This is a genomic window from Nonomuraea sp. B1E8 (assembly GCF_039871515.1).
Lineage (GTDB): Bacteria > Actinomycetota > Actinomycetes > Streptosporangiales > Streptosporangiaceae > Nonomuraea.
The window spans coordinates 264,334-276,504 of sequence record NZ_JBDPLS010000006.1; the positions used below are offsets into that span (position 1 = coordinate 264,334).

Below are 12,171 nucleotides of genomic sequence, written 5' to 3' on the forward strand. Positions count from 1 at the left end.
TAAAGTCTAGGGATAGAAATGCCCATCAACGGATCTTACGAAGCATCCAGGGCATCGATCAGCCATTCAGCCAGGTATCTCGCGAAAGATGATCTGACGTAGATCCGGTACGTTTCGGGCGAACGCCGTTCCAGGATCACCGACGTCCTGGCCAGCAGGGTCTGGGCGTGCCCGGGGAAGACCGATGGGTCCAGGTCGATCGGGCAGCCGGTGATGAGCACATCGTGGGCGGCGGGCCCGGCGAGCTCCAGGACCGTACGCTGGCCCGACACGTCCACCCAGCCGGGGCGTGGCGGGACGTCCCCGGTCACCAGCCACCAGTCAGGACCCAGCCGCAGGCCCGTGCCCGGGTCCGCGCCGCGCACCTCCCACATCGGCTCGTACGGCACCTCGCGCAGGCGAACCCGCGGGGTGCTCGCGGCCTCGAAGCGGGCGGCGAAGGCGGCGGCGGGGCTCTCCGACCGGCACTCCCCCACGTACGGGCAGGGCGCGTCCGCCAGGGGATCACCGTCGCGGCGGGCGTTGTCCGGGTCGTAGAAGACGGGCTCCACGACGGTCACCGGGTGCGCCACGTTCCCCGACACCGCCGTGAGCCGGTCGCCCGGGGCCACGTTCCTGGCCATGGCCAGGCTGAACGTGCGGCCGAGCGCGGCGCTGCGGTAGCTGGAGGTGACGTGGCCGAGCATCGGCGCCACGCCCGCGGCGGTCAGCTGGGCGCCCTCCTCCACGAGGACCGCCGGATCGTCGGCGAGCAGGCCGACCAGGCGCTTGCGGTCCTGGCGCGCGGTGTCCTGCCGGGCGTGGGAGCGTTTGCCGACGAAGTCCGGCTTGCGCTTGGAGACGATCCATCCCATGCCGAGGTCCTGCGGGGTCACGGTCCCGTCGGTCTCCTGGCCGACGATCGCGAACCCCTTCTCCGCCCGCAGCACGTGCATGGTCTCGGTCCCGTACGGCACCGCGCCGAGTTCCAGCACCGCCTCCCAAACCGCCCTGCCGTACCGCCACGGCACGTTGACCTCGTAGGCCAGCTCGCCGGAGAAGCTGATCCTGAAGACCCGGCCCGGCACGCCCAGCACGGGCACGCTCGCGTACCGCATGAACGCCAGCTCGACCGCCTCGGGTGCGACCGCCGCGATGACCTCGCGGGCGCGGGGGCCGACGACGGCGACCGTCGCCCAGTGGTCGGTGACCGAGGTGAACGACACGTCCAGGTCCGGCCACTCCGTCTGCCGCCACTCCTCCAGCCAGTCGAGCACCGCGGCGGCGTTGCCCGTGGTCGTGGTCATCAGGTAGTGGTCGTCGGCGAGCCTGGTCGTGGTGCCGTCGTCGAACACCATCCCGTCGGCCCCGCACATCACCCCATAGCGGCAGGCACCGACGGCGAGCGTGGAGTACATGTTCGTGTAGACGCGGTCGAGGAACTCGCCGGCGTCCGCGCCCCTGATGTCGATCTTGCCCAGGGTGGAGGCGTCCATGGCGGCGACGGCGGTGCGGGCCGCATGGCACTCGCGTCGCACGGCGGCCTCCATCTTCTCGCCGTCCTGGGGGAAGTACCACGGACGTTTCCACTGGCCGACGTCCTCGAACACGGCCCCCCGCGCGACGTGCGCGTCGTGCGACGCGGTGGTCCTGACGGGGTCGGACAGCACGCCGCGGTCGCGTCCCGCGAGGGTGGCGAAGGACACGGGCGTGTACGGCGGCCGGAACGTGGTCGTACCGACCTGGCCGGGGGCGGCGCCGAGCAGCGCGGACATGACGCCGACCACGACCGCGCCCGAGGTCTTGCCCTGGTCGGCGCCGGTGCCCGCGGTGGTGTAGCGCTTGACGTGCTCCATCGAGCGCATCCCGGTGCCCGTGGCCCTGGCGAGGTCGGCCACGGTCACGTCGCGGTGCAGGTCCGCGAAGGCGGGCTCGCTGCCCGGGGCTCTCTCGACGAGCCAGAGGGCCACCGGTCGCCGCAGGGGCCGTTCGTCGCACTCCGGGACCCTCAGCCCAGGTTCGGCGCGCCCGGCGGCCTCCGCTCCCGCGGCGTAGCCGTCGGCGATGGCCTCGCGGGTGCCGTACAGGCCTCTGCACGCCCCCGCCGACCGTTCGGCCTGCGCCGACGCGCCGGGCACGAAGGCCGCGAGCTCCTCGTCGAACCTGGTCCGGCCGCCCGACTGGCTAAACAGGTGCACGGCCGGGTTCCAGCCGCCGGCGACGGCCAGCAGGTCGGCGTCGAAGTGGCGGGCGCCCGCCTGGACGCCGGTGAGCACGCCCTCGGCGTCCGCGGTCGTGCCCGTCACCACCTGGCCGGCGAGCACCTCCACGTCCGCGGGCAGCCCCGAAGGGCGCGGGTCCACGACGGCGAGCACCTCGACCCCGGCCGCCATGAGGTCATCGGCCGCCTCGTAGCCGGAGTCGGCGCAGGCGAACACCACCGCCCGCCGTCCGGCGCGCACGCCGTAACGGTTGGCGTAGGCGCGGGCGGAGGCGGCCAGCATCACGCCGGGCCGGTCGTTGCCGGGGAAGGCGAGCGAGCGCTCGTGCGCGCCCGTGGCCAGCACCACGCGGCGCGCCCTGATGTGCCACAGCCGCTCGCCCCGAGCCCGCCGCTCCACGGCGAGCACGTAGTTGTGGTCGTAGTAGCCGACGGCCGTCGTCCTGGTGAGCACCCTGGCGGGCAGGTCGAGGCCGGCCACCCAGTCGATCGCGGGAGCGCCCTCCAGGAGCAGGCGGCTGTTCAGCAGGTCGCCGCCGAGCCGGGGCTGCTCGTCCACGAGGATCACCCGCGCCCCCGACCGTCCCGCCGCGACGGTCGCGGCCAGCCCGGCCGGCCCGCCGCCGACCACCAGCACGTCACAGTGCAGGTAGCCCTTGTCACAGCGGCGCTCGTCCACCGCGTCGAGGTCGACCCGGCCCCTGCCGCGCAGGCTCTGCGCCTCCAGCCCGTCGTGGAGCTCCACGGTGGTGGCCGCCAGCATCGGGTCGGCGCCCACGCGGACCAGCGCGTTCGGCTCCTCGGGACCCGCGCTGAAGATCCCGCGCGGGCGGCCCAGATCGACGCTGCGGCCGACCACCCGCACCCCGTTGCGCAGCAGCGCCGCGGCCAGCGTGTCACCCGGCTCGCCCGTCATCGGGCGGCCGTCGAACGTGAACCTCATCGTGGCTTCCTGATCTCGTGGGTGACCGTGTGGCGTACGACCGTGAACCAGGTCCGGCAGCCGTGCACGTGGAACCAGCGCTCGTGGAACCAGCCCTTGGGGTTGTCGCGCATGAACACGTACGCGGCCCACCGTTCGTCCGTCATGTCGCCGGTGGGGCAGGCGACGCCGGCCTGGCCGCCGTAGTGGAACTCGTTCTCGTCGCGGGGCCCGCAGCCGGGGCAGTCGATCAGCAACATCAGTGCGCCACCGCCGCCGCGCCGTGCTCGTCGATGAGCGCCCCCGTGGTGAACCTGTCGAGCGCGAACGGCTCCGCCAGCGGATGCGGCCGGTCGTGGGCCAGCGTGTGGGCGTAGACCCAGCCGGAGCCGGGGGTCGCCTTGAAGCCGCCGGTGCCCCAGCCCGCGTTGATGTAGAGGCCGTCGACGGGGGTCGGCCCGATGATGGGCGAGGCGTCAGGGGAGACATCGACGATCCCGGCCCAGGTGCGCAGCACGCGCACCCTGCTGAAGATCGGGAACAGCTCCAGGGCCGCCGCCATCTGCGCCTCGATGACGTGCACGCCGCCGCGCTGCCCGTAGGAGTTGTACGCGTCGATGCCCGCCCCCATGACCAGCTCGCCCTTGTGCGCCTGGCTGACGTACACGTGGACGGCGTTCGACATGACCACGCAGTCGAGCACCGGCTCCAGCAGCTCCGACACCAGCGCCTGGAGCGGGTGCGACTGCAGCGGCAGGCGGATCCCGGCCCGCTCGGCGAGCACGGAGGTGTGCCCGGCCGCCGCCAGCGCGACCTTCCCCGCCGCGATGCGCCCGCGCGAGGTCTCGACGGCCGTGACCCGGCCGCCGGTGATCTCGAAGCCGGTGACCTCGCACCCCTGGATGAGGTCGACGCCGTACGCGTCGGCCTGGCGGGCCAGGGCCCAGGCCACGTGGTCGTGCTTGGCGATGCCGCCGCGCCGCTGCAGGGTCGCGCCCATGACCGGATAGCGGGCCCGGTCGCTGACGTTGAGGATCGGGCAGAACTTCTTGACCTCGTCCGCTTCGAGCCACTCGGCGTCCACTCCGTTCAGCCGGTTGGCGTTCACCCGGCGCCGGCCCTCGCGCGCGTCGCCCAGGTTGTGCGCCAGGTTGAGCACGCCGCGCTGGCTGAACTGCAGGTCGTAGTCCAGCTCGTCGCTCAGCCCCTCCCACAGCTTGAGCGAGTGCTCGTAGATGGCGGCGCTCTCGTCCCACAGGTAGTTGGAGCGGATGATCGTGGTGTTGCGGGCCATGTTGCCGCCGGCCAGCCAGCCGCGCTCCAGGACGGCGACGTTGGTCAGGCCGTGGTTCTTCGCCAGGTAGTAGGCGGTGGCCAGGCCGTGACCGCCGCCTCCCACGATGACGACGTCGTAGGCGGGTCTGGGCTCCGGGTTGCGCCAGAGGAAGTCGGGGTGGGTCAACGTCTGATCTTCTCCATCCCGGGGTCGAACAGGGGTTCCTTCGCGACCTCCGCGGGGACGCGGCGGCCGAAGTAGGAGATGTCCACGTGCGTCCCTGGATCGGCGAGCTCGGCGGGCAGCCAGGCGTACGCGATGGGCCGCTGGATGGTGTGCCCGTACGCCGCGCTCGTGACGTACCCGACCGTGCGGCCCTCATGCCGTACGGGCTCCTTGCCCATCACCACCTCGGTGCTGAGCAGCGGCACCAGCCTGCGCGTGACGTCGGTCGTCAGCGCGTCCCGGCCGACGAAGTCCTTGTCCGTCCTGACGGCGAAGGCCAGCCCCGCCTCGTACGGGTTGTGCTCGGTGGTCATGTCGACGCCCCAGAGCCGGTAGCCCTTCTCCAGCCGCAGGCTGTTGAACGCGGCCCGCCCGCCGGCGGTCGTCACCCCGGGCGACCAGAGCGTGTCCCACAACTTGAGCCCCATGTCGGCGGTGGTGTAGAGCTCCCAGCCCAGCTCGCCCACGTAGGAGACGCGCATCGCGAGCACCGGCACCTGACCGACATATCCGGACCGGCAGCTGAAGTAGCGGAAGTTCTCGTGCGACAGATCCATGTCGGTGAGCCCCTGCACCAGCTCCCTGGCCTGCGGGCCCCACACGCCCACGCAGCACGTGCCGGGCGTCAGGTCGCGCACCCGCACCCCTCCGGGCGCGTGCCGGGTCAGCCACTCGAGGTCGAGGTTTCCGTTCGCGCCGACCTGGAAGGTCTCCTCGTCCAGCCGCGCCACCGTGAGGTCGGACCTGATGCCGCCCTTGACGTCCAGCAGCAGGGTGTAGGTGACCGAGCCGGGCTTCTTGTCCACGTTGTTCGTCGTCATGCGCTGCAGGAACGCCGCCGCCCCCGGCCCGCTGACCTCGACGCGCTTGAGCGGCGTCATGTCGTAGAGCGCGACCCGCTCCCTGGTCGCGTACGACTCCGCGGCGGCGATCGGCGACCAGTAGCGACCGGCCCACTCGTCCCGCTGCTCGGCCCCGAGGAACGGCTCGACCGGCACGCCGTCGTGCTCATCCGTGCCGCGTACGAGGTCTTCCAGCAGCGGCGCGTTGGCCTCAAACCAGTGCGGCCGCTCCCACCCCGCCGCCTCCAGGAAGAAGCCGCCCAGTTCGCGCTGCCGCGGGTAGAACGGGCTGGTGCGCAAGGGCCGCGGCGACTCCATCGGCTGCAGCGGGTGGATGACGTCGTAGACCTCGACGAAGTTCTGCTTGCCCCGCTCCTCGATGAACGCCGGCGACAGCTGCGCCTGCTCGAACCTGCCCAGCTCGCACTCGTGCAGGTCGACCGGCGAGCGTTCGTTCACGAGCACCTCGGCCAGCGCCCGTGCCACCCCCGCCGAGTGGGTCACCCAGACGGCCTCGGCCAGCCAGAGACCTTCGAGGTGAGGCGCCTCGCCGATCAGCGGGAACCCGTCGGGCGTGAAGGAGAAGACGCCGTTGATGCCCTCCTCGTACTTCGTCTCGGCCAGCGCGGGCAGCAGCTCGACCGCGTCGCGCCAGGCGGGGTCGAAGTCCTCCTCGGTGAACGCCTGCACCGACGGCATCGTGGTCGACCGGGGGCCGATCTCCTCCTGGGTGACCGGCATGGGCCTGTGGGCGTAGGAGCCGATGCCGATGCGGTCACCGTGCTGCCGGAAGTAGAGGTCGCGGTCCTGGTGGCGGAGGATGGGGCCCTCCGGCTGGGGGGCGAGAGGGCCCGACTTGGCGTACTGGTGGGCCAGCGGCAGCAACGGCACGGTCAGCCCCGCCATCGCGCCGATCGAAGGGCCCCAGAAGCCCGCCGCGCACACCACCACGTCGGCGGGGATCGTCCGGTGCCCGTCCGAGGTGACGACCGAGACGCCGCTCACCCGGCCGCCCCGCTGCTCGACGCCCACCACCGTGTGGCCGGGCAGGAACGTGGCCCCGCGCTCCGTGGCCCGCTCCGCCTGCGCCTGCCCGCAGGCGACCGCCCCCGCCAGACCGTCGCCCGGCACGTGGAAACCGCCGAGCACCCGGTCCTTGTCCAGCAGCGGCCACAACTCCACGCACCGCCCGGCGTCGACCAGCTCTCCCTCGACGCCCCACGACTCGGCCCAGCCGTGCTTGCGGTGCAGGTCGGCCCAGCGTTCCGGGGTGGTGGCCACCTCCAGGCCGCCGACCTGGCGGAAACACCTCTCCCCCAGCGCGGTGTACTTGCGCACGGTGTAGGAGGCGAACTCGGTCATCGTCTTGGACGGGTTGGTCTGGAAGACCAGGCCGGGCGCGTGGGAGCTGGAGCCGCCGGCGGCGAAGAGCGGGCCCTGGTCGAGCACGGTGACGTCGGTCCACCCCCGCTCGGTGAGCTCGTCGGCGAGAGCGCACCCCACGATTCCCGCCCCTACGATCACCGAACGGGGTCCACTCATGGCGCCTCCGATTGTTCCTTAATACGCAACACGCACCGCACTACGCAACCGAACATAGGCCCATGCGTACCTCTGGAACAAGAGCGGCTTTCCGGAACACTGCCAACCCGCCCCCCGAAACCCGGACACCGCTGCCTATGGTGGACCGCTGGACGCGGCCCACCATAGGCGCACACACCGCAGCCTGAGGTGGACCGCTGGACGCGGCCCACCTTACGCTTGTGGGGATCTTGGGGGTGAGGGCGACATGGCGCAGCGGCGCTTGCTGGAAGGGCTCGGCGTCACCGTCGCCGAGGAGACGGCCTACCGCGCCCTGCTCCGGCACGGCCCCGCCACGTTGAGCCGGCTCGCCGCGGAAACAGGATCGTCCCCCGCCGCCATCCGCCGCATGCTGCCCAGACTGGAGGACCTCGGGCTGATCTCCCGCGTCGCGGGCCGCCCGCTGAGACTCGTCGCCACTCCCCCGAACGTCGCCATCGACATCCTCGTCGCCCGCCGCCAGGAGGAGATCGCCCACAGCAGGGCCGCCGCCGCGCTGCTGGCCACCGAGGTCGCCGAGCGCAGCGGACCGCAGCCCGAGGAGGTGCTGGAGGTGGTGACCGGGCGCGACGCCGTGGCCCGCCGCTATCTGCAGCTCGAACGCAACGCCACCCGGGAGATGCTCGTGCTCGTGCATCCCCCGTACGCGGTCGACATCAGCGACGACCAGGAGAACCGGCAGCGGGCGGCTCGCCAGGGAGCACCCACCCGTGGCATCTACAGCCCGCTGGCGTTCGAGCACCCCGGCATGCTCGCCCACACGCGCCGCGCCGTCGCCCACGGCGAGCAGGCCAGGCTCGGCCAGGTGCCGGTCAAACTGGCCGTCGCCGACGCCCGCACCGCCATCCTGCCCCTGGTCTCCGACGATGACCGAGCCGTGGAGAGTGCCCTCGTGGTGCATCCGTCCGCGCTGCTCGACGCTCTGGTGGGGCTGTTCGAGACGTTGTGGCGGGCAGCCGTGCCGCTCCGCCTGACCTCCGCCGAGGCCCTGGAGCCCGAGATGTGGCCGCAGGCCCCCGACGCCGAAGTGCTGGCCCTGCTCGCGGCCGGGATGAAGGACGACGCCATCGCCAGGCAACTGGGGTTGAGCCCGCGTACGGTGCAGCGCCGCGTGCAGGTGTTGTGCGAACGGCTGGGCGCCAGGACCCGCTTTCACGCGGGCTTCCTCGCCGCCCGCCACGACCTGCTCGTGGCGGACCCCCACCTAGCGACCCCCGCCGCGCCCTCGTCGTGGCGAGGCTAAGTGAGCAGGATCCCGCCGTCGACCGGCAGCGTCACCCCGGTGATGTACGAGGCCGCGTCGCTCGCCAGGAAGACCGCGGCGGCCACCAGCTCGGCCGGGTCGCCGGCGCGGTCCATGACCACCCGCGACTCCACCATCCGCTCCAGATAACCGGGTTTGTACTGCTCGGTCATCTCGGAGGCGAAGAACCCCGGCTCCAGGCAGTTGACCCTGATGCCGCGGCGGCCGGTCCACTGCTGCGCGAGGTCGCGCGTCAGCCCGGTGACCGCCGCCTTGGACGCGCTGTAGGCGGCCTGCGGCAGCCCTATCGTGGTCTCGCCGAGCACGCTGCCGATGTTGACGATCGACGAGCCGGGCCGCATCACCCGCGCGCACGCCTGCGCCATCCAGTAGGTGCCGTGCAGGTTGATGTCGATGACCCGCCGGAACTCCTGCGGGGTCTCGCGCAGCGCGGGCACGGCCGTGCCGACGCCGGCGTTGTTGATCAGCACGTCGACGCCGCCCATGGCCCCGACGGCGCCGGCCACGACGGCGTCGCAGTCTTCCGGCCGCGACACGTCGGCCGGCACGGCCAGGCACCGGCGGCCGGTCTCCTCGACCAGCCGCCGGGTCTGCTCCAGCCGCTCGGCGCGCCGGGCGGCGATCACGACGTCGGCGCCCGCCTCGGCCAGGCCCCGGGCGAAGGCGACGCCCAGCCCGGCGGAGGCGCCGGTGACGATGGCCACCTTGCCGTCGAGCCGGAAGCGCTCCAGCACGTCAGTCCTCGTCCTTCCGGTCGGCCCGCCCGGGAGCCTTACAGGCCGTATTCCTTGACGATGCGCTCGTGCCGCTCGACCTCGACGTCGATCTCGCGGGCCAGGTCGAGCCAGGCCAGCGGGTGCACCCACCGCTCGGTGGCGTCGTCGAGCAGGGCGTCGACCTCGTTGGGCGACACATCGGGCGGCACCGCGACCCAGCCGAACACCCCGGGCAGCCGCTCGCCCGAGGACGGGTGGGAGACGGTGTAGTTTTCGTCGCTGTAGACCCACATCGGCCAGCCGCGCTCGGCCATGACCTCGGTGAACTCCGCCCAGTCCTCCTCGCTCGGCGCGGCGCCGTCGAAGAAGTAGCTGGTGTAGCCGCCGGGCCGCAGGATGCTCACCGCGGCGAAGGGCGGCACGAAGTTCTGCTGCTCCTCGGGGTCTTCGGGCACCGGCTCCAGCAGCTGCGGGTCGAAGACGACCAGGTCGCCGGCGTTGTAGTCCATGCCGCGCGGCTGGGGCAGCGCCAGCCTGGCCGTGGCCGGGCCGGTGCGGATCGACAGGACCTGGCGCTGGCCACCGTCGGGGGCGGGCAGGATGACCCTGATGAGGCCCATCTCCTCCTCGATCGGGCCTTCCTTGGACTTGATCGGCATGCCGATCTTGGCCGCGCCCTTGTGCACGATCTCCCAGTTCTCGGCGGCGGTGGCCATGACGATCATGCGCCAGACGTCTTCGTCGACGAGCTCGTCGAGCACTTCGTGCAGCACCCCGGCCGCCCGGTCGTTCTGGTCGAGCTGCTGGGCAGCGCCCGACAGCAGGCGGCGGGCCTCGAGCCCGGCGCCGGCCGCCACGGCGTGCTCGGCCGCTTCGAGCGTCTCGGGCCAGCGCTCGCGGGCGCTGTGCAGCCTGGCGAGCGCGAGGTATTGGGCGTCGTGCGGCAACATCGCGGCCATCTGCTCCAGCCGCTCGTCCTGGCGGGCCTCGATGAGCAGCGTGGTGAGGTAGGCCACGTCGTCGGAGTCGGCGGTGGCGATGTCGCCGGAGTCGACCAGCATCTTCCAGTAGATGTCGGCGCCGGTGGCGGGGTAGCCCAGGAAGCCGGCCGTGGTCGTGTGGCGGCGGGTGGCCTCGAGGTCCTGCCCGGACAGCGGGGCCAGCCAGCCCACCCACTTCTCCGGGTCGGCGTTGAATCCGTCGGCGGCGTCGAAGAGGCCGACCCGCTCCTCCAGCGGGCCGGGCGGCTCGGGCTCGCCCGTGGCGTCGGCGGTGGCCCGCAGGGCGGCGATGCGCTCGGCGAGCCCCTCGCTCTCGCGCAGCTCGGCGGCTCCCGACTCGGCGAGGTCGGCCAGCAGCCGCGCCTGCCAGACACCCTGCCTGGCGATCGCCAGCTCGCCCGCGACCAGCGCGAGCTCGACGCGGGCGCGATAGCCGCCCATCATGCTGAAGTAGTCGATCCACTGGCGCAGCACGCGGCCCAGCTGCCAGGTGTTGGTGATCTGGGCGGAACCGGCCAGCTTGCTGACGGCCTGCGACCACTCGACGAACACCCGCGGGTGCTCGCCCACCACGTCGAGGTCGGGCAGCGCGTCGACGGCCTCGGCGATGCGACCGAGCGTGGCCAGGATGAGCGCCCTGCGCACGCCGTCGCGGTGCTCCTTGGCCACCGGGTCGTCCGGCTGGAACTCCGAAGCGGCCTGCAACGCCTGCAGCGCGTCCTCGGCGCGGCCGGCGGCGAGCAGCGCGCGGGCGCTTTCGGCGCCGAGCTCCCAGCTCGCCTCGCGACCGGCGACCGTCAGCCGCTCGACGGCCGACTCGGCATAGGTCACGGCCTCACCCGGCCGCCCCGCGTCGATGAGCGCGGCGACATATTGCGTGACGATCCCGGTGAAGGCGGGCTTCTCCGGGGTCAGCGCCTCGATCTGCGCGCCCAGCAACTCGAGCCGCTCGGCGGCGTGGCCGGGGCCGTCGGCGTTGGCCCATGCGATGGCCATCGCCTCGACCGCCGCCGGAACGGCCGGGCACTCGCGCACGTCTTCGCGCTGAGCGAACTCGAGCAGCTGCTGGGCGTCGTCGATGGCGACCGCGCCCTGAGCCCGGTCGCCGATGCGGCCGATCAGGTGCCAGTAGCGGGCGTAGAACTCGAGCCAGGGCAGCTCCAGGGCCTCTGCCTGCTGCGCGATGGCCGGAGCCATGACGTCGAGCTGCGGGTTACGGCCCTCATAGGCCTGTGCGGGAAGGTCTCCCAGCGCCATGGCGAGGCCAACGTTGCCCGCCTCAGAAAGCTGCTGCTGGGTTTCGCCGACCCAGGCCCAGATGTCCACGTCCATGGGCAGCCAGTCTGCCAGGTCAACGAGCGTCCCCAAAACGCAGAAGCCCGATCAGCTCGTCCGATTCACTGTCGCTCAGGACCGAAAAGGCGCGTGCCATGAGATCGTCGGTCGTCTCCTCCACGGCGGCGCGCCGCTCGACCACCTCGGGGCCGGGCTGCGGGTAGGGCTCCGGCCAGGTGAAGAACCGGGCGATCTGCTCCCCCGTCGTGCGCCCGAGCGGGGTCGAGTCGTGGCCGGCGGCGAGCGTCGCCTCCAGAGGGTGGAGGCCCGCCGCGATCACGGCGTTGGCGTGCAGGCCGCCGCGCAGCTCGCGTACGACGTGCATGAGCTGCACGGCACGCGCCGGTGGGTCGTCGGCCAGCGGCACCGCCCGCCAGCCCGCGAACAGCGGCGCGCCGACGGGCGAGGCCTCCTCGACGACCCGCTGGAGCAGCTCGGCGATCCTGGCGCAGCCGTCGTGGCCGCCCAGTTTGCGCCGTCCCCAGGACCTGCACACCTCGGCGTAGAGCTCGACGGCCTGCTCAGCGGCCACCTTGCGGCCGCCGTTCCAGCTCTCCTCGACGTGCTCGGGCGGGAAGAAGACGACGACCGCGCTGACCACGTCGGCGTCGCACTCGCCGAGCACGCCGCAGCGGCCGCGGAAGTACAGCTCGCGAGGGCCGAGGGCGTACTCGTCGCAGACGGCCTTGGCCTCTCTGGAGATCGTGAAACCGCCGCCGAACTGGCCGATCGGGGCCCTGACCTGTGTCGCGGTGGTGCGTGGGTCCGCCATGTCCACCTCTCAGTTCGTGAAGTGAACCCAGCATTCC

At 72.4% G+C, this 12,171-nt stretch carries 8 protein-coding genes; 1 reads left to right on the forward strand and 7 read right to left on the reverse strand.

The window, feature by feature from the left end:
- Positions 1 to 35: 35 nt before the first annotated feature.
- From ABGA98_RS21890 to ABGA98_RS21905, 4 genes are read right to left on the reverse strand one after another with little or no spacing between them, the layout of a single operon-like run.
- The gene (locus tag ABGA98_RS21890) at positions 36 to 3,143 is read right to left on the reverse strand and encodes a 2Fe-2S iron-sulfur cluster-binding protein (RefSeq protein ID WP_347620221.1); all 3,108 of its coding nucleotides are present in this window, start codon (positions 3,141 to 3,143) and stop codon (positions 36 to 38) included.
- Positions 3,140 to 3,382, reverse strand: coding sequence for a sarcosine oxidase subunit delta (locus ABGA98_RS21895; protein WP_347620222.1), 243 nt, complete (start codon positions 3,380 to 3,382; stop codon positions 3,140 to 3,142). Before ABGA98_RS21895 ends, ABGA98_RS21890 begins: the two co-directional genes overlap by 4 nt.
- Positions 3,382 to 4,584 (reverse strand): sarcosine oxidase subunit beta family protein, encoded by a 1,203-nt coding sequence (locus ABGA98_RS21900; protein WP_347620223.1) that lies wholly within the window; start codon positions 4,582 to 4,584, stop codon positions 3,382 to 3,384. The genes ABGA98_RS21895 and ABGA98_RS21900 overlap by 1 nt, the downstream gene beginning before the upstream one ends.
- Positions 4,581 to 7,007, reverse strand: a complete 2,427-nt coding sequence (locus ABGA98_RS21905; RefSeq protein ID WP_347620224.1) for an FAD-dependent oxidoreductase — start codon at positions 7,005 to 7,007, stop codon at positions 4,581 to 4,583. The genes ABGA98_RS21900 and ABGA98_RS21905 overlap by 4 nt, the downstream gene beginning before the upstream one ends.
- 247 nt (positions 7,008 to 7,254) lie before the next feature.
- Here ABGA98_RS21905 and ABGA98_RS21910 point away from each other — a divergent pair, with 247 nt between their 5' ends.
- On the forward strand, positions 7,255 to 8,289 hold the full coding sequence (locus ABGA98_RS21910) for a helix-turn-helix domain-containing protein (protein ID WP_347620225.1): 1,035 nt from the start codon (positions 7,255 to 7,257) through the stop codon (positions 8,287 to 8,289).
- On the opposite strand, the gene ABGA98_RS21915 is transcribed toward ABGA98_RS21910, so the two are convergent.
- The 3 genes from ABGA98_RS21915 to ABGA98_RS21925 are packed head-to-tail and all read right to left on the reverse strand — an operon-like array spanning position 8,286 to position 12,134.
- Positions 8,286 to 9,044, reverse strand: a complete 759-nt coding sequence (locus ABGA98_RS21915; RefSeq protein ID WP_347620226.1) for an SDR family oxidoreductase — start codon at positions 9,042 to 9,044, stop codon at positions 8,286 to 8,288. The two genes, ABGA98_RS21910 and ABGA98_RS21915, sit on opposite strands and share 4 nt — an antisense overlap.
- 38 nt (positions 9,045 to 9,082) lie before the next feature.
- The gene (locus tag ABGA98_RS21920) at positions 9,083 to 11,359 is read right to left on the reverse strand and encodes a tetratricopeptide repeat protein (RefSeq protein ID WP_347620227.1); all 2,277 of its coding nucleotides are present in this window, start codon (positions 11,357 to 11,359) and stop codon (positions 9,083 to 9,085) included.
- A gap of 19 nt (positions 11,360 to 11,378) precedes the next feature.
- Entirely contained in the window at positions 11,379 to 12,134 is a 756-nt protein-coding gene (locus ABGA98_RS21925; protein WP_347620228.1) for a hypothetical protein, read from the reverse strand.
- Between the last annotated feature and the right edge of the window lie 37 nt (positions 12,135 to 12,171).

Bases quoted from the DNA above. Each gene is read 5' to 3' on its own strand.
- ABGA98_RS21890 (WP_347620221.1), bottom strand. From the start codon at position 3,143: ATGAGGTTCACGTTCGACGGCCGCCCGATGACGGGCGAGCCGGGTGAC.
- ABGA98_RS21895 (WP_347620222.1), bottom strand. From the start codon at position 3,382: ATGTTGCTGATCGACTGCCCCGGCTGCGGGCCCCGCGACGAGAACGAG.
- ABGA98_RS21905 (WP_347620224.1), bottom strand. From the start codon at position 7,007: ATGAGTGGACCCCGTTCGGTGATCGTAGGGGCGGGAATCGTGGGGTGC.
- ABGA98_RS21910 (WP_347620225.1), top strand. From the start codon at position 7,255: ATGGCGCAGCGGCGCTTGCTGGAAGGGCTCGGCGTCACCGTCGCCGAG.
- ABGA98_RS21920 (WP_347620227.1), bottom strand. From the start codon at position 11,359: ATGGACGTGGACATCTGGGCCTGGGTCGGCGAAACCCAGCAGCAGCTT.
- ABGA98_RS21925 (WP_347620228.1), bottom strand. From the start codon at position 12,134: ATGGCGGACCCACGCACCACCGCGACACAGGTCAGGGCCCCGATCGGC.